Here is a 22,942-nt window from a genome sequence, read left to right on the forward strand (position 1 = left end):
TTATTTAATGGGAACGGAAATATTCATTTAAACGGTCAATTAATTCTTCCTTTGCCCATTCGAATATTTCACCTGTCCGTCTAATTTTCACTTCCACAATTCCTTCACTGGCCCGTTTCCCAATCGTTACACGAACTGGCAAACCGATTAAATCCGAATCGATAAATTTGACCCCTGCTCGTTCATCCCGATCGTCAAATAAAACATCAAAATGATAGGAAGTTAAAATATGGTAAAGTTGAGACGCCAAATCAAATTGAACTTCATCATTGATATTCACCGGTATAAGATGTACATCGTAAGGGGAGAATTGTTTTGGCCAAACAAATCCATGATCATCTTGATACATTTCTGCCATTACTGCGAGTAATCTTGAAATTCCTAATCCGAAGCTCCCCATGTACATAGGTTTTGATTGACCATTTTCATCGATAAAATTCGCATTAAACTTTTCTGTTAGCTCTGTTCCGGACATACGAATATGACCGACTTCAATTCCCTTTTTTAAACGAATCGTTCCATTCCCATCAGGAGAAGGATCCCCTTCCTGGATATAACGAATATCTTCATAACTATTGATTGCAAAATCCCGTTCTGGATTTACATTAATATAATGATAGCCGTCTTCATTTGCACCAGCAATCCCATTACGAATTGATTGAATTGCTAAATCAGCAACGACTTTTACATTTACAGGCAGTTTTATCGGTCCGATAGAGCCTAACGTACATCCTAACAATTGCTGGATTTCCTCTTCAGTTGCTAAAGAAAGAGAATGGGCTTTTAATACATTTCTTAACTTAATCGGATTAATCTGATGGTCTCCCCGTACTAAAACAACAACAAATTCACCATCGACATTAAATACAATGGATTTCATGCAATCTGTTTGTTCTTTTGTAAAGAATGAGCAAACTTCCTCAATTGTTTTTACTTGAGGTGTTTCTACCTTTTCTAAAGGGTTCATTGGTTTTTCTGAAGATGGATACGTACTCACTACTGGAGCAACTTCAATATTCGATGCATAATTCGATTCATCGGAATAAGCGATTGTCGTTTCCCCATTTTCCGATGCGATAATGAACTCTTGTGCTTTTAATCCACCTATTGATCTCGTATCAGCGTCCACCACTTCATAATATAAACCAAGCCTACTTAAAATGTTAGAATAGACTTCACTCATTTGAAGATAAGTCGTTTCCAAACTTTCTTCCGTTGCATGGTAAGAATAAGCCGCCTTCATTAAAAATTCCTTACTACGCAACAATCCAAACCGCGGACGGCTCTCGTCTCGAAACTTCGATTGAATTTGATAGAAAGTAATTGGTAATTTTTTATAAGATTTTATTTCATCACGCATCAGTTGAGTCATGACTTCTTCATGGCTAGGTGCAAGAATTAATTGGCGTTCGTTTCGGTCTTTTAAATGAAGGACTTCCTCATCCTTTTCATTAAACCGAAAAGAATGTTGTAAAATATCCTTCGGTTGAAGGGACGGTAAAGTAATCTCGATAGCTCCTAACTTTTCCATTTCTTCACTGATCATTTTTTCTAACTTGTTTAACACCCGTTTTGCTAAAGGCAAATAGGAATAAACACCGCTTGTACTTTGTCGCAAAAATCCAGCACGAAGAAGCATTTTATGAGACTTCACTTCTATATCAGAAGGCATTTCACGTAGTGTTGGGATAAGGGTTAAACTTTGTTTCATTGTGCCCACCTTCTTCTTAAAAACTTATTGTTACTTTTAAGCATATCATACAAACAACTAAGAAAAATATAAACTAAAATTTACAAATCATTCTCGTAATGAGATCAATAAAAAGATTTAACCTTATTCACTTTGGATTTTACCATACATGAATAAGGTTAAATTTCTTTAAATAGATTATGTTGTATTTTTACATTCTTACGGAAATTTTAACCATTCTATAAGAACCATTTCGTCTACTTATTTAGAAGAAAAATCTTTGAATATCATTCCAAGTTACGACGACCATTAAGATCATTAATAAAACAATTCCTACAAAGTGAACAAGTCCTTCTTTTTGACGATCCACAGGTTTTCCACGTAATGCTTCCACACCGAAGAATAACAATCTACCACCATCTAATGCCGGTAAAGGTAACAAGTTCATAATCCCGAGGTTGATACTTAATACAGCAGCCCAATTCATTAAGTTATATACGCCATATTGGGCAACTGTTTCAGTCGCTTTATATATTCCAACTGGACCGGATAATGCATCGATTGTAAATTGACCCGTTACAAGATCTCCTAACAATCCTAAAATAAGGACTGTGTAATCGTATGTTTGGGTTACTCCGAATACAAGAGCTTTCAACGGATTTTTCTCTACAGGACTTTGATACATCACGCCAATTTGCCCATATTCTTTACCGCTTTCCTCAAGGGCTTCGGGAGTCATTGTTAACTCGATATCTTGTCCATCTCGTTCGACTAAAAATGTTAACTCTTCTCCTGGTTTCTCTTGAACAGTTCCCGAAAGTTCTTGCCAGTCTTCAATCGGATCTCCGTCAATGGCTTTTACGTAATCTCCCTTTTGCATACCAGCATCTGCAGCTGGTCCGTCTTCAACAACATCGTAAATGATTGGTTCATAAGTAGGGACACCTTGCATCATTGCAATAAAAGCAAAAACAAAAAATGCTAATATAAAGTTAAATAGTGGACCTGCAAAGATGGCCATCGCCCGTTGTCCAACCGTTTTCGAATTAAATTGACGATCAATTGGAGCAATCATCAATTCTGTTCCATTTTCTACAACGATTGCTTGTCTGGACACATTAATTCTAACAAATTGATTTTCTTCATCGTATCCTTCAATCCACAATTCTTTTTCTAAGTCAGCCCGTTCTACTTCCATAAATAGAACATTCGGATTTTGAACATTTTGGTTTAAATAAATCTTTTCGGCAACGTTATCACGATTTAATATTAATCCAACTCGATAACCTGGCTGTAGTTCAATTTGATCTACGTCTTCTCCAGCCATACGAACATACCCACCAAGTGGTAATAGTCGAATCGTATATAACGTCTCTCCTTTCATCATTCCAAATATTTTGGGACCCATTCCAATTGCAAATTCACGAACTAAAATACCCGCTCGTTTCGCAAATATAAAATGCCCTAGTTCATGGAAAAATACTAGAGAACCAAAAACAATAATAAACGCTATAACTGTTTGCATATCATCCCACCTTCAAGAGCAGTATACTTATTCTATGCTCGTTCTATCTATTTTACCATGCTCGCTACTGTTTTTCTTGTTTCACTATCTACATGAAGTATAGTTTCTAAGTCTGGCATTAATATATTTTGATGATCGTTCATCACTTGTTCAATCATTTCCTCAATTTGAAGGAAAGTGATTTTTTCTTCTAAAAATAATGCTACTGCTGCTTCATTAGCTGCATTCATCGCCGTTAAAATACTTCCACCTGCTCGTCCTGCGTCATAGGCAAGTTTTAATGCGCGGAATCTGTCAAAATCAACTTCTTTAAAATGTAATTGTCCAATTTGCGCTAAATTTAAACGATTCCCTCCAACAAGTGGTAACCGATCTGGGTAACTTAGTGCGTACTGGATTGGTACCCGCATATCTGGAGTACCTAGTTGAGCAATAACACTTGTATCATGATACTCAACTAAAGAGTGAATAATACTTTCTTTATGTAATAAAACATCGATTTTTTCAAAGGGCATATTAAATAATACATGGGCTTCAATAACTTCTAATCCTTTATTCATCATCGTTGCTGAATCGATTGTAATTTTAGCTCCCATTGACCAGTTCGGATGATTTAAAGCATCTTTTACAGTTACTCCTTTTAATTGTTCCCGAGTTTTGTCACGGAAGGAACCGCCAGAAGCTGTTAAAATAAGCCGTTCAATTTGTTTTGGATTCTCACCGTTCATCGATTGGAAAATAGCTGAATGTTCGCTATCAACCGGAAGAATCGCTACATTATATTTTCTCGCTTCAGCCATAACTAAATGTCCTGCCGTTACTAATGTCTCCTTATTAGCTATCGCAATCGTTTTCCCCATACGAATTGCTGCTAATGTAGATTCTAGTCCAACACTACCTAGAACTGCATTAACCAGAACTGTAGAATCTGGATGAGTGGCAACTTCAACTAATCCTTTTGTTCCGAAAGTAAATTGAATATGAGGATATTCTTTTTGTAACTGTAATGCATCTTGTTCTTGCTGTACGGATACAAGCTCGGGTTGAAGATCATTAATGATTTCACGAGTTTTTTCTATATTTTTACCTGAGGATAATGCAACTAGTTTAAAACAATCTAGATTATTTCGTAAAATATCGACTGTTTGAATTCCGATAGAACCTGTTGCTCCCAATAAACTAATTTTTTTCAAGATTACTCTTCCCTTCAAGAACTTTATCTTCTATTGTTAAGGCTTAACTTTGGTCAGTAGGTATTCTTTTTCATTGAATACCTCTCTGAACAAAGTTAAACAAAATGTATAAAGTGTAATAACGGTAACACGAATAGGAGACTATCAAAACGGTCAAGTATACCACCGTGACCTGGTAATAACTTCCCTGAATCCTTCACGCCGTAATGACGTTTGATAGCGGATTCAACTAAATCTCCCAATTGACCAAAGATAGAAGCGATGATTGAAATAACAATTAATAATATCCAAGATGAAGAAATTGGATAAATCCATTGCATAATACATGCGAAAATAACTGCCGTTACAATCCCACCGATAAAACCTTCCACGGTTTTGTTAGGAGAAATTTCTGGCCATAATTTCTTTTTGCCAAGTTTTCGTCCAATAAAGTAAGCCCCTGAATCGGTTGTCCAAACAATGAGTAGGGCGAAAATAATGAATACTAATCCATCTTCTGCGTTGCGCGTTTCAATAAAATAATAAAAACCGATACCGACATATAATGCACTCGTTAAAATAAATCCTACATCATCAAAGGTAAAACGATTTTTAATCATCACTGTATAGATTAATAACAGGATGACTCCAATCATTAAAAATTCTAATTTTGAATAAGGTAAGATTTCTTCTAATTCTGCTGTAGAGATAGGTAGCAGGATACAAAACATAATTAAAGCACCGATAATACCCGGTATAGAAAAAATCGATATATTTCTCATTTTCAGCAGTTCATACAAACCTACTGCTGCGATAACATAAACTAATAACGTAAAAGGTAAGTTGCCATAAATAACGAATGGTATAAATACTAATGCTGCAACTACCGCCGTTATAATTCTTTGCTTCACTTCATTTCTTCCCCTTTCAATCCACCGTAGCGTCGATTACGCTTTTGATAGCTGTGGATCGCTTCCATAAACGTATGTTGGTCAAAATCAGGCCACAGTGTATCTGTGAACCAAAATTCCGTATATGCGAGTTGCCATAACATAAAATTACTTAACCGAACTTCACCACTTGTTCGAATTAGTAAATCTGGCTCTGGTAGATTTGATGTCATTAAATATTGGTCAATCATTGTTTCATCAATGGCGTCGAGTGATATATTTCCACTATTCACTTCTATCATTATATCCTTCATTGCTTTCACAATTTCAGCACGACTACCATAATTCATTGCAAAATTTAATATTAATCCTGTATTATGTTTCGTTTTTTCCATTGCTTCATCTAAAGCTTTTTTCGTATTGTTAGGTAATCCTTCTTTATCACCGATCATTTGTATTCGAATGTTACGTTCCATCAGTTCAGGCATAAAGGAATTTAAAAACATTTGCGGCAAACTCATTAAATAGTCTACTTCAGATTTTGGCCTTCTCCAATTTTCCGTTGAAAAAGCATATAAAGTTAACACTTTAATTCCTATATCATCTGCAATCCGTGCAATTTTACGTACAGTTTGCATTCCTTCATGATGTCCTGCAATTCTAGGCATGGCTCTTTTTTTCGCCCAACGTCCGTTGCCATCCATTATGATTGCGATATGGGAAGGTAGACATTCATTATCTAGTAGAAATTCTTCAAACTGCTTTCCTTTTTTTGATTTACTAAATAGTTTCTTTAACATCAGCAATTCCCCCACGTGACAACAATTTGGACGTTTTTTTAATCATAACAAAAACAAATGAATGTGTCTTAAGTTCTTATTACCTTTTCCTAAATTATTTTGAAATCTATGTATATGTTTAAATTTATTATTTTGTAAAACTAATTATACTAATTTTACCAGTACCTTTAAGTATACTAAACCATTTATTCAATTTCTTTCTCAAAAGAATATACGAAAGAAAAAGACGTCCTAACTGATAGGACGCCCTACACTTGATTTTGTTCATTATTCAATCTGAAACTTAAAATGCAAGTTCGCCAATGAAATGAAGAACAAACTAAAGTTTTCTTAAACCGATAAGATCTCTTGTTCTTTCTCTTTAGCAAGTTGATCAACTTTTACGATATAGTCATCAGTTAGCTTTTGGATATCGTCACTGTAACCACGTAAATCGTCTTCAGTTATTTCGCCATTTTTTTCTAATTTTTTCAAATCATCGTTTGCATCACGACGGACATTACGGATTGCAACCTTTGCTTCTTCCGCTTCCTTTTTCACTACTTTAACAAGGTCTTTACGACGTTCTTCTGTTAAAGCTGGAATCGTTAAACGGATTACATTTCCATCGTTTGTCGGTGTAATACCGATATCTGACTTCATGATTGCTTTTTCAATTTCACCTAAAACCGTTTTGTCATACGGTTGGATGACTAATAAACGGGCTTCTGGTACAGAAATACCAGCCAATTGATTCACTGGAGTCGGTGCACCATAGTAGTCAACAGTAATTCTGTCTAACAAAGATGCATTTGCACGACCTGCACGAATTGAAGCTAATTCACGAGTAAACGCTGCAATCGATTTGTTCATTTTTTCCTGAGCTTGAGCTATTACTTGTTTAGGCATTATAAATTCCTCCTAACAACTGTACCGATTTTATCACCGAGTACGGCACGTTTAATATTACCTTTATTCATTATAGAGAATACTATTAATGGTATGTCGTTGTCCATACATAAAGTGGAAGCTGTAGAATCCATTACCTGTAATCCTTGTTGAATTACGTCTAAATATGTGAGTGTGTCATATTTAACAGCAGTATTATCAGTTTTTGGATCAGCAGAATAAACGCCATCAACATTATTTTTCGCCATTAAAATGGCATCTGCATCAATTTCAGCAGCACGTAATGCAGCTGTTGTATCTGTTGAGAAAAATGGATTTCCTGTACCAGCAGCAAAAATAACGACACGTTTTTTCTCTAAATGACGTACCGCTTTTCGACGTATGTAAGGCTCCGCAACTTGCGTCATTACGATAGAAGACTGAACACGAGTTTCAATTTCCAGTTTTTCAAGGGCATCTTGCAATGCTAATGAATTCATAACTGTTGCTAACATTCCCATGTAATCTGCAGAAGCACGATCCATTCCCATTTCGCTTCCTACTTTACCTCGCCAAATGTTACCGCCACCAACAACTACCGCTACTTCTACACCAAGTTCTACTACTTCTTTAATATCTTCTGCAACAGACTTGATAATTTTTGGTGATAATCCGAAGCCAGCCTCTCCTGCTAATGCCTCACCGCTAATTTTTATAACTACTCGATTATATTGTGGCACACTCATAGTAATCCTCCGCAACTCAATTTTATTTAACTAACGCAAGTCTTCCTTTTTGAGTCGCAACTTCTCCATTGAAAAAGATGGGACAAAACATTAGGAAAACGCCATAGCGTTAAAAAACTCTTGAAAAATAGGGAACACTGACTCCGTGTCCCCTATCTAACTTTATTGTGTTATTCACACAACCAAATTATTCCGTATGAACGGGCAGCAATACCACTACGAAAACGAGTTGGTATAACTGCCCGTAAAACTGAATAAGTTCAACAAATCATACATATCGATTTGTTTCCCTTATTTCCTATATTAGTTACCTTTAACTTGGTTCATAACTTCTTCTGCGAAGTTATCTTCACGTTTTTCAATACCTTCACCAACAGCGTAACGAACGAATGAAGTTACGTTACCACCTGTTGTTTTAACGAAGTCACGAACTTTTTGATCTGAATTTTTAACGAAAGTTTGGTCAAGTAAGCAAATTTCTTCGAAGTATTTACCAAGACGACCTTCAACCATTTTTGCTACGATGTTTTCTGGTTTACCTTCGTTTAAAGCTTGTTCTGTTAAGATTTTACGCTCGTGTGCAACTTCTTCTTGAGAAACTTCATCACGAGAAACGTATTTAGGGTTAATTGCAGCGATATGCATTGCAACATCTTTTGCAGCTTCTTCGTTAGTAGATCCTTCAAGAACTACTAATACACCGATTTTTCCGCCCATGTGTAAGTATGAACCGAATGCATCATTGTCAGTTTTTGTTTTCACTTCGAAACGACGAAGAGTAATTTTTTCACCAATTGTTGCAACAGCAGTTGAAATTTGGTCAGCAATTTTTACACCTTCAGCGTTAGTAAGTTCTAAAGCAGCTTCAACTGACTCTGGTTTTGCAGCTAAAATTTGTTTTGCTAATTCTCCAACAAGTACTTGGAATTTTTCGTTTTTCGCAACGAAGTCAGTTTCTGCGTTTACTTCTAAAATAACCGCTTCATTACCTTCAGTTAAAACGTAAGTTGTACCTTCTGCCGCGATACGGTCAGCTTTTTTAGCAGCTGAAGAAAGACCTTTTTCACGTAAGAAGTCGATAGCTGCTTCGATGTCACCATCAGTTTGTACTAAAGCTTTTTTACAGTCCATCATACCTGCGCCAGTTTTTTCACGAAGTTCTTTTACTAATTGTGCAGTAATTGCCATTTGAAGTTTCCTCCTCGGGTTATCTAATATTAAATTTTTTGTAACATATGCTTTAAAAAAAGGTGATAAGAGGTTTCATCCACTTATCACCTTTTTGTAGGCAGCTAAGAAAGTTCAACACTTCCTTAGCTGCATTAGTGCAACTAAGGCTTAGCATCAGAAAACTGGCTGCTTAAGCCAAGTTATCTAATAGTGAATTACTCAGCAGCAACTACTTCTTCAGCTGGAGCTTCAGATTCACCTTGTTTTGATTCAATAAGAGCATCAGCCATTTTTGCAGTTAATAATTTAACAGCGCGGATAGCATCATCGTTTGCAGGGATTACGTAGTCGATTTCATCTGGATCACAGTTTGTATCAACAATACCTACGATAGGAATATTTAATTTACGAGCTTCTGCAACAGCAATACGCTCTTTACGTGGGTCAACCACGAACATTACATCTGGAATACCAGCCATATCACGAATACCGCCTAAGAATTTAACAAGACGTTCGTGTTCTTTTTTAAGTTGAATAACTTCTTTTTTAGGAAGTACGTCGAAAGTACCGTCTTCTTCCATTTTTTCAATTGCTTTCATACGAGCAACACGTTTTTGGATTGTACCGAAGTTAGTTAAAGTACCACCTAACCAACGTTGGTTGATGTAGTAGTTACCAGAACGTTCAGCTTCTTCTTTAATCGCTTCTTGCGCTTGTTTTTTAGTACCAACAAATAGTACTTTACCGCCATCTTGGCCAACTTGACGCATGAAGTCGTAAGCTTCTTCTAATTTCTTAACTGTTTTTTGTAAATCGATAATGTAGATACCGTTACGTTCAACAAAAATGTATTTTTTCATTTTTGGGTTCCAACGGCGAGTTTGGTGTCCGAAATGTACACCAGCTTCAAGTAATTGTTTCATTGAAATTACTGACATGAATAGTTCCTCCTAGATTTTTGGTTTTTTTCCTCCGCATTTTTCATTTGTAACAAGCAACTTTTTATACAAAAAGCACCACTTACTACATCAAAATGCGTGTGTAATTAACACCAATTGATAATATAACACACTGAATATCTATATGCAACAAATTTTACGCGTGAAACTTAATCAATAATTCTATTTCCGTCTTCCCTTTTTGGGTAATTTTCGCTATTTCATCAATTGTCTTTCCTTCATCATGAAGCTTAAGTACCTTTTGTTCAAAGGATGGAAGACTTGAAATGTCCTTTTGTATTTGAGTTTCGACTTCTTTTTGTGGCTCTTTTTGATTTACAGTCATCGCCTTTTGTTTCTTATAAGCATTTTTCGCCTTCATCTTTGGTACAAATGCTTTTTGTTCAACAGCAGAATGTAAATTGGTATTTTCAACTGTGTTTTTTAGTGAAGATTCCTTTTCATCTACCCTTTGCATCATATCCAATGTCGATGCGTTTATTTCATTATTATTCAACTCAGTTTGTTTTACTTTCGTTAGTTCTTTAATAAAACGTTCATTTTCTTCTTTCATCTCAACAAGATATAGAGCAAGGGCATCATCCATTTCCCGAATGAGTTGGTCTTGTCTTTTTTCCAAATCTTTAAATTTTGAGACTTTTGTATTTAAAAGAATAATGAAATAAAAACAGATGAGCTGAGAAATAACCAATATGACAAGTACTAAAGCGACCATATTGTTCTCCTATCCACTAAAATCAATAATATTACCTTTATAAGGATGTTTTGCTTGTTGTTCCTTTTCCTGCTGTTGCTTTTTCTTCTTCGGCAAATCATTCTGATTATCTTGCTCATTTTTTTCTCTATCGGTAATTTTATCTGTTTTATCTGTGTCAACAACAGCTAATTGTTTTCTTTCAATCTCTTTTTTTAAAGCTTCATTTGCATTATATTGCTGTTGGATAACATTTTGTTGGTGCTGTTCAACCATTTTACCAGCATCGTAAGTTTTTGGAATCGCAATTTGCAGTTCAAGTCCTTTTAAACTCACAATATTCCTCCTTAGTCATGAATGACTTCGTTCGAAAGACACTTACGTAATTTAAACAACGCCTTTGAATGAATTTGAGAAATACGGGAAGTAGATAATTCGAGTATTTCCCCAATTTCAGTCAGGGTTAGTTCTTCTGTATAAAATAAACTTAAAACAAGTTGTTCTTTGTCATTTAATTTTTTTATATTTCTTTCTAAATCGGAAATCAACTCAGCATGAACAGCTTCTTGTTCAGGTGTTTTTGTTTGATTATCACGAATGACAAATGCTTTACCCTCTAACTCTTCTTGATCCTGTTGTTCGTTAATTGATAATACATTCGAAAAGAAATGCTCTTGTACTGTTTGGTACACTTCTTCAATAGGTAAATCCATATATTGTGCAAGTTCTTCAGGAGTTGCATGGCGCATTAGTTGTTGTTCTAGTTTTTCTATTTGTGCTTCCATCTTTTTTGCTTTCTCTCTTGCTGAGCGAGGTAACCAATCTTCTTTTCTTAAGCCGTCGATAATAGCACCACGTACTCGGAAAGAAGCATATGTATCAAATTTTAAATCCCTGTTTATGTCAAATTTATTTAACGCATCAAAGAGTCCCATCATCCCAAGGCTCATTAAATCATCTCGAGATACATTTTTAGGAACACCTGCACCTATCCGTTGTACATGATAAGAAACAAGAGGCTTATATTTTTTAATAAGCATGTTACCTGCATGAGGATCTCGATCATTAAGCCAGCGATTCCAAAGGGTTTGTTCATTGTCTAATTGCAGTTGTACCATCGAATCCACCTCTCTTACAAACGTTCCCTTACTACCAATTATTATATCAAATGTCACAAAAAAACACACTCATATATTAGATAAAATACCTTACCTTTTGTACTATTTTTTGCAATAAACTATGAAAAAAGAGCCGTTTTCTCGACTCTTTTCATTTAATTATCAATAATTTGTCTTTTTTATGACTTATTTCCAAAATGTAAGTTAGTTCCTTTGAGGTTCATCCTGCAATTCAACATTGGATCTATCCATTGCATTTTGTTCCTGTTTTAAATGACTACCATTCGAATTGAAGCTGTCATTAGGTGTATGTAATATATAAGCGACTACAAAACGAAAGGCGTACATTAAAAGGAACGAAATCAATGCAACGATAAATGATCCTAATAGGACCTTGAAAGGTACATCTTTGGACAGCATACTAAAAAAGTAGAGGGAAAAACCGATGATGGCAGCCCAAAAATTATAAAATATCGATCCAAACATCATATTTCCATCACTCCTTGATTTACCGTTCGAATGTTTAACAGACAAGTAGTCGGATTAAACTCTATTGTTCTACCACTACTCCCACCTGTATCTTCAGCTATAATCGGAATGCTATTTTTCTGTAGTTCCTTTTTTACTGCCTCGACATTTCTTGGGCCAATTCTCATCGTATCTTTAGCAGAAGTAAATTTAAACATTTGTGCACCACCAGCTATTTTCGCCTTTAATCGAAAAGTTTGAACTCCTTCTAAATTAAGGCGTTCAATTAAAGCTTTAATACCGGTATCGGCAAATTTAGCTGAATTCAATGTTTCCGCTCTAGCTAAATTGGAATCTGGTAACATGATATGAACTAATCCTGCAATCTTCTTAACTTCATCATATAATACAACACCTACGCAAGAACCTAAACCAGATGTACGAATAGTATCAGGCGTTTTCACTATATCTAATTCTGCAATACCTACTTTAATGACTTGATGATTAATAGATTGAATCATTTTTATGAAACTCCTAAAGATTTAAAAATCGTTGCAAAAGATTCAGGATCTGGTAATAAGAAGAAATGTCCTTGAACTTCATTTCGATGCTTTATATCTTCCTCAAAAATAGAAGTATTAATAGCAATAACTTGATCACTTACTTCGGAAATTTCGATTAGTCCAATACTAATAATTGCTCCAAACATATCGACGCTTAAACCTGGAACAGTCGGATAAATATTTAAGCGAGTAAAATCGGACAATGCCGATAAATAGGAACCAGATAATATATTTCCTAATTCTTGCATTGCCGATAAACCAATTTCTGATATAGGATGATTGTTAAAATTGAATTGTGGATCATTTATTAATCGTTGAATAAATCGATTTGCTTGTGCAATAGGTAGAATGAAAAACATACTACCTTGCACATCACCTTCTATACGAAGATAAATCCCAACAACTACTGTTTCAGCGCCACCAACATGTTCCATCATGTCATTAAATGAGACCATTTCCACTTTAGGCACATGCATATCGATTTTCTTTCTTAATAGCTCAGAAAGGGATGTGGCAGCATGCGCAGCACCTATATTACCGATTTCCTTTAGGATATCTAAGTGCAGTGACGTAATTTTTTCAATTTGACCCATTGTTATTCCCCACTTTTAACTGAAACATCATCTAGTCTGCTGGATTTAACACTTTATCTAAATGCAATAATATTAATAATCGATTTTCTAATTTTGCAACACCAGAGATAAAATCTACTTCGTTGGATCCGACTACTTCTGGTTGTTGTTCAATAGAGCTGACAGGGATATCGATTACATCATTAGCTGAATCTACTACAAAGCCAACTTCCATTTCATCCGTCGTAATAATAATAATACGAGTTGTTTCTTCGTTGTCAGAAACCGGGATTCCAAATCGCTCCCGTAAATCAATGATTGGGGTTACTACTCCACGTAAATTAATAACCCCTTTTACATACTTTGCGGTTTTTGGGACCCGTGTAATATGCATTAACTTTTCAATTCCTTGTACATTTGATAAAGGAATAGCATATTCCTTATCTCCTAATTGAAAAACTATGACCTTTAATATCTCTTGTTCAACAGCGTTCATAACCAACACCTCTTTCATTCATCTTCATTACTTCATTAACGCATTACAATCAACGATTAATGCTACTTTACCGTTTCCTAAAATAGTCGCCCCGGAAATAGCAAATATGTTTGTTAAGTAGTTACCTAAAGACTTCAGAACGATTTCTTGTTGACCGATAAAGGAATCTACTACTAATCCTGCAAGTTTTTCACCTTTACGAACGATGACTACTGAATGGAAATCTTGATTGATTTGTTCATTTCTTGGAACTTCAAATATTTCATCCAAGAAGATAAGCGGTACGACTTTACCACGGAAATCAATTACTTTTTGGTTATGAGCATTTAAAATATCACTGTTTTTAATAATAGAAGTTTCGATGATTGATGATAATGGGATTGCATAAGTTTCTTGTTCAATTTCCACTAACATGACTGAAATAATCGATAACGTTAAAGGTAATTGAATCGAGAAAGTTGACCCTACGCCTTGAGTCGATTCAATTGAAATATTTCCACCTAATGATTCAATTGTTGTTTTCACAACATCAAGTCCTACACCACGTCCTGAAATATCAGAAATGACATCAGCCGTCGAGAAGCCAGATGCAAAAATTAGCTCGTTAATTTGTTTATCAGATAGAGTCGATGCAACTTCCTTCGTAACAATCCCTTTTGAAATTGCCTTATTTAATACTTTGTCACGATTAATACCGGCACCATCGTCCTCAATTTCAATGAACACGTAGTTTCCACTATGGTAGGCACGTAACGTCACATTACCTTCTTCTGGTTTCCCATTAGCACGACGAACTTCTGGACTTTCAATACCATGATCAACGGAGTTTCGAATTAAATGGACAAGTGGGTCACCAATTTCATCAATTACTGTACGATCAAGTTCTGTTTCAGCACCAATTACTTCTAGATTGATTTTTTTCTTTAAATCGCGTGATAATGTACGAACCATTTTCGGGAATCGATTAAATACCGTTTCAATCGGAATCATCCGCATTGTTAACACAATATTTTGTAAATCGCCCATCGTGCGACTCATCCGCTCAACTGTTTCATTTAATTCTGGATGTTTCACTTCCGTTGAAATCGATTGAAGTCTTCCTCTATCAATTACTAATTCCTCAAATAAATTCATTAAAATATCCAGTCGTTCAATACTTACACGAATTGTTTTACTCGTTGCATGTTTCGCATTTGCAGGTGCAGTAGATTTTTGACTAGCAGATTCTGTTTGACCTTTTTGTTGAGAAACAATTGGATTTTCATTTACATGAACTTCTTCTATTGTAGTTGCAACTTCTTCAGAAGCTGCCTGAACTAATTTATCCTTCGTTAATTGAGTAATCGTAACTTTTTCAACTTCAGATACTTTTAAAATTTTACTATGTAGTTCATCTACACTCGTTTGGGTAATTAATGCTACTTTAAAATCTTGATCGAATTGTTCTTCTTCTAATTTGTCAACGGTTGGTCTTGATTTCACAACATCACCGTTTTTTTCTAATATGTCAAAAACCATATATACACGGGCTGCTTTTAATAAACAATCCGCCCGTAATGTGACCGAAATTTCGTAAGCACTGAATCCCTGTTCGGTTGATTGCAATATAACGGTCTTTTCAAAACTGTCATATTCCAATTGGGGACTATCTTGTTCTACTATAGTTGTTGCCACTACTTCGGTAGCAGCTAATTCAATAGAAGAAACAGCTTCATTTTCTTGAACTGGCTCACCAGATTCAATTCTTTTTAATTTCGCAACAGTGTTCGAAACATCTCTTTTACCATCTCCACCGTCGGCAATATTTAGGACCATTGCTTCCAAATGGTCAACCGATTCAAAAACAACGTCTAGAATTTCAGGAGTAACTCGTATTTTTTCGTTACGAATGGCATCTAGAACATTCTCCATTTTATGGGTTAAATCAGCTAAATCCTCGTATCCCATTGTTGCGGACATCCCTTTTAACGTATGGGCTGAACGAAAAATTTCATTTACAATCGTGATGTCTTCCGGATTTTTTTCAAGCTCTAACAAATTGTCACTGCATGATTGTAAATGTTCTTTACTTTCTTCGATGAACATTTCTAAATATTGATTTAGTTCCACTAGAAAACACTCCCTCTAAGGCATATATTTCATAATCGTTTGAGCAATATCGTCGACATCTACTATTTCATCGACAAGTTGTGTTTCTACAGCAGCTTTTGGCATACCGTACACAATGCATGTATTAGCTGACTCCGCAATTGCAATTACATTTCCATTTTGTTTTAAATCGATTAAACCCTTTGAACCGTCTGATCCCATACCCGTCATGACAACCGCTACTTTGTCAAAATCTTTAATTTTACTAACACTTTCGAACATGACATCTACAGCTGGTCGATGGCCCGAACGGGGTGGTTCTTCATTGTCTAGAACAATTTCAAAAGTTGAACCAACTTTTCTTAGTTTTAAGTGATAACCACCTGGAGCTACATAAGCAACCCCATCTTGCAGTTGATCACCATGTTCAGCTTCTTTTACACTTATTTGACTTAATTGATTCAAACGATCTGCAAGGGATTTTGTAAATCCTGCCGGCATATGTTGAACGATTAAAATAGGTGCTTTTATCGTTTTTGGTATTTTTGTAATGACTTCTTGTAAAGCACGTGGACCACCCGTTGACGTACCAATTAGCAGTATTTTTTTCGGCTGATTCAAAGGTTGTTTGTTTTGATTCAATACGTCAACTTCTCTTATTCTTTCATTTAATTTTGGTAGAGTTATCGTTGATGTACGAAAAGTCGTTTCTCGTTTTACAAGATTTGAATTACTTACTGACGTATTTAGTTGTCCAATTGGCTTTTTTAATTTAGCAATGGAAACATGTACCGCTTGCTCTACTTTATGTACTAACTCTTCTTTTACTTTATGTAAGTCGAGAGAGATTGTCCCACTTGGTTTCGCAACAAAATCTACTGCTCCATTTTCCATCGCTTTTAAAGTCGTCTCAGCACCACGCTTTGTTGTACTCGATAGCATAATAACTGGAACCGGGCAAAGCTTCATGATTTCTTTCAATGCATCTAAACCATTCATTTCTGGCATTTCTACATCCATCGTCACAACATTTGGTTTCAAAGATTGAATTTTTTGAATGGCGTCCTTTCCATTACGAGCTGTACCGACCACTTCAACATTTAGATTATCTGCAAAAAAGTCGCTAATTAGCTTTCTCATAAAAGCAGAGTCATCTACTATTAATAGTTTGCTTTTTGTTGAGAATTCCAATTAATCACGCCCTTTCGAAAAAATACTTCTTAATTTCGATAAAAATGTAGTAGTCTTTGATTCACCATGTACTTCTGTCATCTGACGATCTACAAATTGTTGAACCATTACTTTTAAAGTTGTAGCAATAGGACTATTCGGGTAAGAAATAGAGAAAGGGACCTGTTCTCGAACAGCTTTTCTTACAGATGGATCTTCAGGCAACGAACCTAAGATAGAAACTTGTTTATTTAAAAATTTCATCATCGTATTTTCCAATCTGCTCAACGTTTCAACCCCTTCTTCTTTTGAGAAGGCTCGATTACACAATAAGTAAAAAGTTTTACTTTGATCTCTTAAATGGATAAACTTCATCATCGAATAGGCATCCGTTATAGCAGTTGGTTCTGCTGTTGAAATAACAATAATTTCATCAATAGAAGTTAATAGATCCAAAGACCAACTAGTTGCGCCGGCACCCATATCAAATAAAATATAGTCGAAGGACTTTTGTAATTGTTCAAAGGCACTAATTAAACCGTCGAACATTTCTTCTGACCATTCTATGATGGAAGACATACCTGAACCGCCTGATATATATTGCAAGTTATGTGGTCCTTCATATATGACTTCTTCCAAGGAAACTTCACCGAACAAGTAATCTTTCAAACTATATCGGGCCGTTTTACCTACGATAATATGAACATTCCCCATTCCTATGTCCATATCAATCACGACAACCTTTTTTCCTAATTCGGCAAGATTAATCGCAAAGTTGGTAGAAAAATTACTTTTACCTACGCCCCCTTTCCCACTAACTACAGCTATGGACCTTCCTAAAGCACCTTGACTTTCCAGCATCTTCATTCTTAACTTCTCAGCTTGGTCTCTCATTAAAATTCTCCTTGAAAGAACAATTCTAGGACTTTTTCAAGATTAGCTTCTTCCATGTCTTCTGGTACTTCTTGTCCATTCGTATAGTAAGCAAGTCCTTTATTATATTTAATCATTAAATTGAACATAGTTCCAATAGAATTTGTTTCATCTATTTTTGTGAAGATAAATTTACCTATATTAATCCCATTAAACTGTTGCGTAATTGTATCCATATCCCCTTCTTTTGCGGTTAAAGCAAGGACTAAATAAGATTCAACTTCCTCATCGAAATTAATCATTTTTTTCAATTCATCTACATATTTCGCTTCTTTGTAGTTCCGTCCTGCAGTATCAATAAACACTAAATCGAGATGGGCGAACTTCTCAATGGCAGCCTTATAATCGTTATCGTTATAAACAATTTCAACCGGTGCTTGTAGAAGATTAGCATAGGTTTTTAATTGTTCAATAGCCGCTATACGATAAGTATCCGTTGTAATAAAACCTATTTTTTTCTTTTTTTCTAAAACTGAACGTGCAGCCATTTTCGCAATCGTCGTTGTTTTCCCTACACCCGTTGGTCCTAATACATTGATATATTTCCTTTCATAGGAGAGACCGCCCATCGGTAAGTCAGATAACTGATTCCGTAGGGTATTCGTTGCAATCTCTTTCATTTGTTGCTTTGTTAATGCTTGATTAGAATGTTTTTGGTGCACAAAAAGCTCATCACTAATTGCCGTGATGAGCTCTCCGTTAAGCTCTTGACGTTTTAAAAAATCAATAAAGGGCACAACATGCTCCGGTAGATCAGAATGAACCGTATGCCTATGCATTGACTGCAACATAGTTTTTAAATCTGCTATTTCATTTTTTAGCTCATTCGATATCGTGGCGCCACCTTGTTCTTGCAAAGGTTGTACCGCCGCTGTAAAATTCTTCGTTTGAACTGGTAAATCAGGTAAAATCGAAGAGTTTGATTTCAATTCCACCTGATCCACCCCAGCTAATACTTCAAAATTCTTTTGTTTAAAGAGGCCAAATAATTTTTTTGTCACAACAACTTTTGAATTAATAATGACGGCATCTTCACCTAAGTCCGCACGTACTAATTTCATCGCTTCTGCAATTGAAGGTGCTGTATATTTTTTCATCTTCATTCTACATTCACCACTCCAACACTTTGAATTTCCACATTGGCATCTAATTCGTTATAGGACAAAATCGGTATTTGGGAGAAATAACGTTCTGTTAGTTGTCTTAAATACATCCGTATTCCTGGTGAGCATAGAATGATTGGAGATTGTTCCATATAGGACACTCTCTCAACTTCTTTAGCAATTGCTTCTAAAACTGCCTGGGAATCTTGGGGATTCATTGCTAAATAATTTCCATGATCCGTTTGTTGAATACTATCTGCGATTAATTTCTCCAATTTACCAGGAATTGTTATCACTTTTAAATTTGGACCACCTGAAACATATTGGGACGTTATTTGTTTAGCTAAAGCTTGACGAACATACTCCGTCAATACATCTGGGTCACTTGTTAATTTCGCATAGTCCGCTAATGTTTCAAAAATGATTGGTAAATTCCGAATCGAAACATTTTCTTTTAAAAGTTTTGCTAACACTTTTTGAATTTCACCAATTGATAATGGTGTTGGTGTTAATTCGTCTACAAGTATTGGATAATTTTCACGTAAATGATCAACAAGTTGTTTTGTTTCTTGACGACCAAGTAATTCATGGGCATTCGCACGAATAATTTCCGTTAAATGAGTAGATACAACGCTTGGTGGATCTACGACTGTATAACCAAGCATTTCCGCGTCTTCTTTCGTTTTCTCTGTAATCCACTTTGCAGGAAGACCAAAAGAAGGCTCAATTGTATCGATTCCATCGATGGAATCATCTTCACCTGGACTCATAGCTAAATAATGATCTAATAAAAGCTCACCTTTTGCCATTTCAATTCCTTTAATTTTAATGCGATATTCATTTGGTTGAAGTTGAATATTATCACGTATTCGAACAACTGGAATGACTATTCCTAATTCCAAAGCTAATTGCCGTCTTATCATAACAACTCGGTCTAACAAATCGCCACCCTGAGCTGCATCCACTAATGGAATTAATCCGTAACCAAATTCGAATTCAATTGGATCGATATTTAATAGATTGACTACATTTTCAGGACTCTTCATTGTATCCGTCGCCACTTCTTCTTCAATCTCTAGCAATTCTTCTGGATCTTCTTGTTTCTTATTATTAATCATATAAGCTCCACCGATTAAAATAAGTGCGATAGGAATTGTAATCCAATCTGGAATTGGTGTGAATAGACCTAAAAGGAAGATTGTTCCTCCCGCAATATAAAGAAGTTTCGATTGAGCAAACAATTGCTTTGTAATATCTTCTCCTAAATTTCCATCTGACGCTGCACGGGTTACGACAATACCTGTTGCTGTAGAAACTAATAATGCTGGAATTTGCGCAACAAGACCATCACCGACTGTTAGTTTAGAAAAATGAGATGCAGCATCTGTTAAAGAATAATCAAGCTGAAGCATCCCGATGATAATACCAAACAACAGATTGATAAATACCATAATGATGGACGCAATAGCATCACCTTTAACAAATTTCGTTGCACCATCCATTGCTCCGTAAAAATCCGATTCCTTCGAAACTTTTTCTCGGCGTTCTCTCGCTTCTTTTTCAGAAATCATCCCGGCATTCAAATCCGCATCAATACTCATTTGCTTACCAGGCATTGCATCTAAAGTAAAACGTGCTGCCACTTCAGCGACACGTTCTGAACCTTTTGTAATAACGATGAAGTTTATAATGACTAACAACATGAAAATGACTAAACCGACTAATACATTCCCACCTGTAACAAATTCACCGAAAGTTTCAACAACATCCCCCGCATCCCCATTCGCTAAAATGGCACGAGTTGTCGAAATACTTAATCCTAATCGGAATAATGTTAACAACAAAATAATTGAAGGGAATATGGCAAAGTCTAATGCTTCTTTCATATTCATTGTTACTAATAAAACGAGTAAAGATAACGTGATATTAATAATAATTAAAAAGCTTAATAACCATGTCGGTAGAGGGATAATGAGCATGGCTACAATCATTATTACTGCAGCTAGTACCCCTAAGTCGCGAATCTTCATGTTTTTCCCTCCTACTATGGTTTAAATTTTGCGCTTAATACGGTATACGTACGCAAGTATTTCGGCAACTGCTTTGAAAAATTCTTCTGGAACTTGTTGTCCAATTTCCACTTGATCATACATCGCCCGAGCTAACGGACGATTTTCAACCATGACTACATCATTTTCTTTTGCGATTAATTTAATCTTTTGAGCGATAAAGTCTGTTCCTTTTGCTACAACTGTAGGTGCTTCCATGTTTTGCTCATCATATTTTAAAGCAATGGCGAAGTGGGTTGGGTTTGTAATCACAACATCTGCATTTGGGATTTCCTGCATCATTCTTCGCATGGCCATTTCTCGTTGACGTTGCTTAATTTTTGATTTTATTTTAGGGTCACCTTCAGAATTTTTGTATTCATCTTTTATATCTTGTTTAGACATTTTTAATTGTTTTTCATATTCATATTTTTCATAGAAATAGTCAAACAGTGCAATGAGTACAAGAGTAATAGAAGCTGCAATACCCATCATACCCGTTAATTTTGCAACGGTAGTCAAAGTATCCCATGGGCTCTGGAACGATAAAGATAGAACCACTTCTAAGTTCATCCAAATAACAACCGCCGTTACAGTCCCGATAAATGATATTTTCAATAGAGATTTTAATAGATTTACAATGGCTCTAACTGAAACAATTCGTTTAATTCCTTTTATCGGATCAATTTTCTTTAAATCTAATTTCATGCTTTCCATTGTAAAAAGAAAACCAAATTGTAAATAGTTCGCTGCTATTGCCCCGACTACTGCGATTAACATAAAAGGTAATAGTATTTTTGCCATCTCTTTTAAAGAATCCGAATACATTTTCATTACCGTTTCCACTGTTAACGATTCGATGAGCATATTTTTTTGAAAGGCTTGGTTAAGGAAGCCGAATATACTTTCAATCATAGTTGGCGCAAACATATATAGAAACAGAAAAAGAATTAATAGTACAAATGCTGCTGATACATCTTGGCTTTTTAGTACTTGTCCTTTTTTCCTAGCATCTTGTCTCTTTTTAGGTGTTGCTTTTTCCGTCTTTTCACCAGCAAAAAACTGAATGTCTAATGGGAGTAATAACTTCAAATTAAGCACCACCTAACAATCGCATTAAATCTCGCATTGAAAGTATCATTAATTCTACTAATTTTTCCATTACCTCAATCATTACTCCGAGTGAAACAATCAACACAAGAAAGCCAATGGCAATTTTGACCGGAAACCCAATAACAAAAATATTTAATTGGGGAACCGTCTTAGCTGTAATCCCTAAAGCTAATGTCACTAAAAATAAAGTAGCAACGATAGGTGCTGACATTTGAAAGGCGATGGCAAATACCGAAGCAAACACCTTTATAATAAATTCCACCGTATTTTCATCTCCGAAATTCGGAAAAAATTGGTCGATTGGCATAAACTGATAACTATAAAAAATCCCATCTAAAATGAGGTGGTGTCCATTAATGGAAAGTAACACAAACAAAATTAAAAAATTTAAAAATTGACCCATTAATGGTGTTTGGGCTCCTGTTTGCGGATCGATAATGTTAGCCATCGCAAAACCCATTTCAAAGTCAATAAAACCACCTGCAATTTGAACGGCTGAGAGAATTATATAAGCAATAAGCCCAATCATTAACCCAATAATTGCTTCTTTTAAAACGAGTAATATGTAATTTCCATCAATCGGAATAGCTTCCGCACTCATCGTGTAATAAATCATCCACGATAATATACATGCTAGGGCAATTCTCAACTGTGGAGGAATCGTACGATACGAAAAAAAAGGGACTGACACAAAAAAAGCAGATACTCTGACTAAAATTAACAACAAGACTGATAATTTAGGGATAATTTCTGTCAT

At 35.5% G+C, this 22,942-nt stretch carries 23 protein-coding genes; all 23 read right to left on the bottom strand.

Annotation, left to right across the window (positions count from 1 at the left end; all coding sequences use genetic code 11):
- Nucleotides 1-4 precede the first annotated feature (4 nt).
- The 23 genes from H9636_RS03595 to fliR all read right to left on the bottom strand — a co-directional run bounded on the left by H9636_RS03595 (nt 5) and on the right by fliR (nt 22,942).
- Complete coding sequence (locus H9636_RS03595; RefSeq protein WP_191706273.1) at nt 5-1,711, bottom strand: proline--tRNA ligase; 1,707 nt, start codon at nt 1,709-1,711, stop codon at nt 5-7.
- Nucleotides 1,712-1,955: 244 nt separating this feature from the next.
- Nucleotides 1,956-3,215 carry an RIP metalloprotease RseP gene (rseP, locus tag H9636_RS03600; protein ID WP_191706274.1) on the bottom strand — a complete coding sequence of 420 codons (1,260 nt, stop codon included), beginning with the start codon at nt 3,213-3,215 and terminating at the stop codon, nt 1,956-1,958.
- A 47-nt stretch (nt 3,216-3,262) separates the two neighbouring features.
- On the bottom strand, nt 3,263-4,408 hold the full coding sequence (gene dxr / locus H9636_RS03605) for a 1-deoxy-D-xylulose-5-phosphate reductoisomerase (RefSeq protein WP_191706275.1): 1,146 nt from the start codon (nt 4,406-4,408) through the stop codon (nt 3,263-3,265).
- 95 nt (nt 4,409-4,503) lie between these two features.
- Nucleotides 4,504-5,298, bottom strand: a complete 795-nt coding sequence (locus tag H9636_RS03610) for a phosphatidate cytidylyltransferase (RefSeq protein ID WP_191706276.1) — start codon at nt 5,296-5,298, stop codon at nt 4,504-4,506.
- Nucleotides 5,295-6,077 (bottom strand): isoprenyl transferase, encoded by a 783-nt coding sequence (locus H9636_RS03615; protein ID WP_191706277.1) that lies wholly within the window; start codon nt 6,075-6,077, stop codon nt 5,295-5,297. The genes H9636_RS03610 and H9636_RS03615 overlap by 4 nt, the downstream gene beginning before the upstream one ends.
- A gap of 330 nt (nt 6,078-6,407) precedes the next feature.
- Nucleotides 6,408-6,965 carry a ribosome recycling factor gene (frr, locus tag H9636_RS03620; RefSeq protein ID WP_191706278.1) on the bottom strand — a complete coding sequence of 186 codons (558 nt, stop codon included), beginning with the start codon at nt 6,963-6,965 and terminating at the stop codon, nt 6,408-6,410.
- On the bottom strand, nt 6,965-7,690 hold the full coding sequence (gene pyrH / locus H9636_RS03625) for a UMP kinase (protein WP_191706279.1): 726 nt from the start codon (nt 7,688-7,690) through the stop codon (nt 6,965-6,967). Before pyrH ends, frr begins: the two co-directional genes overlap by 1 nt.
- 303 nt (nt 7,691-7,993) lie before the next feature.
- Nucleotides 7,994-8,878, bottom strand: coding sequence for a translation elongation factor Ts (gene tsf / locus H9636_RS03630; RefSeq protein ID WP_191706280.1), 885 nt, complete (start codon nt 8,876-8,878; stop codon nt 7,994-7,996).
- A 197-nt stretch (nt 8,879-9,075) separates the two neighbouring features.
- Nucleotides 9,076-9,798, bottom strand: a complete 723-nt coding sequence (gene rpsB / locus H9636_RS03635; protein ID WP_122970385.1) for a 30S ribosomal protein S2 — start codon at nt 9,796-9,798, stop codon at nt 9,076-9,078.
- A gap of 157 nt (nt 9,799-9,955) precedes the next feature.
- Nucleotides 9,956-10,534, bottom strand: coding sequence for a DUF6115 domain-containing protein (locus H9636_RS03640; protein ID WP_191706281.1), 579 nt, complete (start codon nt 10,532-10,534; stop codon nt 9,956-9,958).
- 9 nt (nt 10,535-10,543) lie between these two features.
- Nucleotides 10,544-10,849 carry an RNA polymerase subunit sigma gene (locus tag H9636_RS03645; protein WP_191706282.1) on the bottom strand — a complete coding sequence of 102 codons (306 nt, stop codon included), beginning with the start codon at nt 10,847-10,849 and terminating at the stop codon, nt 10,544-10,546.
- Between the two features lie 11 nt (nt 10,850-10,860).
- Nucleotides 10,861-11,631 carry a FliA/WhiG family RNA polymerase sigma factor gene (locus H9636_RS03650; RefSeq protein WP_191706283.1) on the bottom strand — a complete coding sequence of 257 codons (771 nt, stop codon included), beginning with the start codon at nt 11,629-11,631 and terminating at the stop codon, nt 10,861-10,863.
- A gap of 204 nt (nt 11,632-11,835) precedes the next feature.
- Complete coding sequence (locus H9636_RS03655; protein ID WP_191706284.1) at nt 11,836-12,120, bottom strand: hypothetical protein; 285 nt, start codon at nt 12,118-12,120, stop codon at nt 11,836-11,838.
- A complete protein-coding gene (locus tag H9636_RS03660) occupies nt 12,117-12,620 on the bottom strand; it encodes a chemotaxis protein CheD (protein WP_191706285.1) in 504 nt (167 codons plus the stop codon). Before H9636_RS03660 ends, H9636_RS03655 begins: the two co-directional genes overlap by 4 nt.
- Before the next feature lie 2 nt (nt 12,621-12,622).
- Complete coding sequence (locus H9636_RS03665; RefSeq protein WP_191706286.1) at nt 12,623-13,255, bottom strand: chemotaxis protein CheC; 633 nt, start codon at nt 13,253-13,255, stop codon at nt 12,623-12,625.
- 31 nt (nt 13,256-13,286) lie between these two features.
- Nucleotides 13,287-13,730, bottom strand: a complete 444-nt coding sequence (locus tag H9636_RS03670; protein ID WP_191706287.1) for a chemotaxis protein CheW — start codon at nt 13,728-13,730, stop codon at nt 13,287-13,289.
- Between the two features lie 27 nt (nt 13,731-13,757).
- Nucleotides 13,758-15,839, bottom strand: a complete 2,082-nt coding sequence (locus tag H9636_RS03675; protein ID WP_191706288.1) for a chemotaxis protein CheW — start codon at nt 15,837-15,839, stop codon at nt 13,758-13,760.
- 15 nt (nt 15,840-15,854) lie between these two features.
- Nucleotides 15,855-17,009: a protein-glutamate methylesterase/protein-glutamine glutaminase gene (locus H9636_RS03680; RefSeq protein ID WP_191706289.1), complete on the bottom strand. Its 1,155-nt coding sequence runs from the start codon at nt 17,007-17,009 to the stop codon at nt 15,855-15,857.
- Nucleotides 17,010-17,882, bottom strand: a complete 873-nt coding sequence (locus tag H9636_RS03685; protein ID WP_191706290.1) for a MinD/ParA family protein — start codon at nt 17,880-17,882, stop codon at nt 17,010-17,012.
- Nucleotides 17,882-19,024, bottom strand: a complete 1,143-nt coding sequence (gene flhF / locus H9636_RS03690) for a flagellar biosynthesis protein FlhF (protein ID WP_191706291.1) — start codon at nt 19,022-19,024, stop codon at nt 17,882-17,884. The genes H9636_RS03685 and flhF overlap by 1 nt, the downstream gene beginning before the upstream one ends.
- Nucleotides 19,021-21,054 (bottom strand): flagellar biosynthesis protein FlhA, encoded by a 2,034-nt coding sequence (gene flhA, locus H9636_RS03695; protein WP_191706292.1) that lies wholly within the window; start codon nt 21,052-21,054, stop codon nt 19,021-19,023. The genes flhF and flhA overlap by 4 nt, the downstream gene beginning before the upstream one ends.
- Nucleotides 21,055-21,075: 21 nt before the next feature.
- A complete protein-coding gene (gene flhB / locus H9636_RS03700; RefSeq protein WP_191706293.1) occupies nt 21,076-22,164 on the bottom strand; it encodes a flagellar biosynthesis protein FlhB in 1,089 nt (362 codons plus the stop codon).
- Nucleotide 22,165: 1 nt separating this feature from the next.
- The gene (gene fliR / locus H9636_RS03705) at nt 22,166-22,942 is read right to left on the bottom strand and encodes a flagellar biosynthetic protein FliR (protein WP_191706294.1); all 777 of its coding nucleotides are present in this window, start codon (nt 22,940-22,942) and stop codon (nt 22,166-22,168) included.

Origin of the sequence: Ureibacillus galli, assembly GCF_014836845.1 — a bacterium.
Lineage (GTDB): Bacteria > Bacillota > Bacilli > Bacillales_A > Planococcaceae > Ureibacillus > Ureibacillus galli.

Bases quoted from the DNA above. Each gene is read 5' to 3' on its own strand.
- H9636_RS03595 (WP_191706273.1), bottom strand. From the start codon at position 1,711: ATGAAACAAAGTTTAACCCTTATCCCAACACTACGTGAAATGCCTTCT.
- rseP (WP_191706274.1), bottom strand. From the start codon at position 3,215: ATGCAAACAGTTATAGCGTTTATTATTGTTTTTGGTTCTCTAGTATTT.
- H9636_RS03615 (WP_191706277.1), bottom strand. From the start codon at position 6,077: ATGTTAAAGAAACTATTTAGTAAATCAAAAAAAGGAAAGCAGTTTGAA.
- frr (WP_191706278.1), bottom strand. From the start codon at position 6,965: ATGCCTAAACAAGTAATAGCTCAAGCTCAGGAAAAAATGAACAAATCG.
- pyrH (WP_191706279.1), bottom strand. From the start codon at position 7,690: ATGAGTGTGCCACAATATAATCGAGTAGTTATAAAAATTAGCGGTGAG.
- tsf (WP_191706280.1), bottom strand. From the start codon at position 8,878: ATGGCAATTACTGCACAATTAGTAAAAGAACTTCGTGAAAAAACTGGC.
- rpsB (WP_122970385.1), bottom strand. From the start codon at position 9,798: ATGTCAGTAATTTCAATGAAACAATTACTTGAAGCTGGTGTACATTTC.
- H9636_RS03640 (WP_191706281.1), bottom strand. From the start codon at position 10,534: ATGGTCGCTTTAGTACTTGTCATATTGGTTATTTCTCAGCTCATCTGT.
- H9636_RS03650 (WP_191706283.1), bottom strand. From the start codon at position 11,631: ATGGTACAACTGCAATTAGACAATGAACAAACCCTTTGGAATCGCTGG.
- H9636_RS03655 (WP_191706284.1), bottom strand. From the start codon at position 12,120: ATGATGTTTGGATCGATATTTTATAATTTTTGGGCTGCCATCATCGGT.
- H9636_RS03660 (WP_191706285.1), bottom strand. From the start codon at position 12,620: ATGATTCAATCTATTAATCATCAAGTCATTAAAGTAGGTATTGCAGAA.
- H9636_RS03665 (WP_191706286.1), bottom strand. From the start codon at position 13,255: ATGGGTCAAATTGAAAAAATTACGTCACTGCACTTAGATATCCTAAAG.
- H9636_RS03670 (WP_191706287.1), bottom strand. From the start codon at position 13,730: ATGAACGCTGTTGAACAAGAGATATTAAAGGTCATAGTTTTTCAATTA.
- H9636_RS03685 (WP_191706290.1), bottom strand. From the start codon at position 17,882: ATGAGAGACCAAGCTGAGAAGTTAAGAATGAAGATGCTGGAAAGTCAA.
- flhF (WP_191706291.1), bottom strand. From the start codon at position 19,024: ATGAAGATGAAAAAATATACAGCACCTTCAATTGCAGAAGCGATGAAA.
- flhA (WP_191706292.1), bottom strand. From the start codon at position 21,054: ATGAAGATTCGCGACTTAGGGGTACTAGCTGCAGTAATAATGATTGTA.
- fliR (WP_191706294.1), bottom strand. From the start codon at position 22,942: ATGACAGAAATTATCCCTAAATTATCAGTCTTGTTGTTAATTTTAGTC.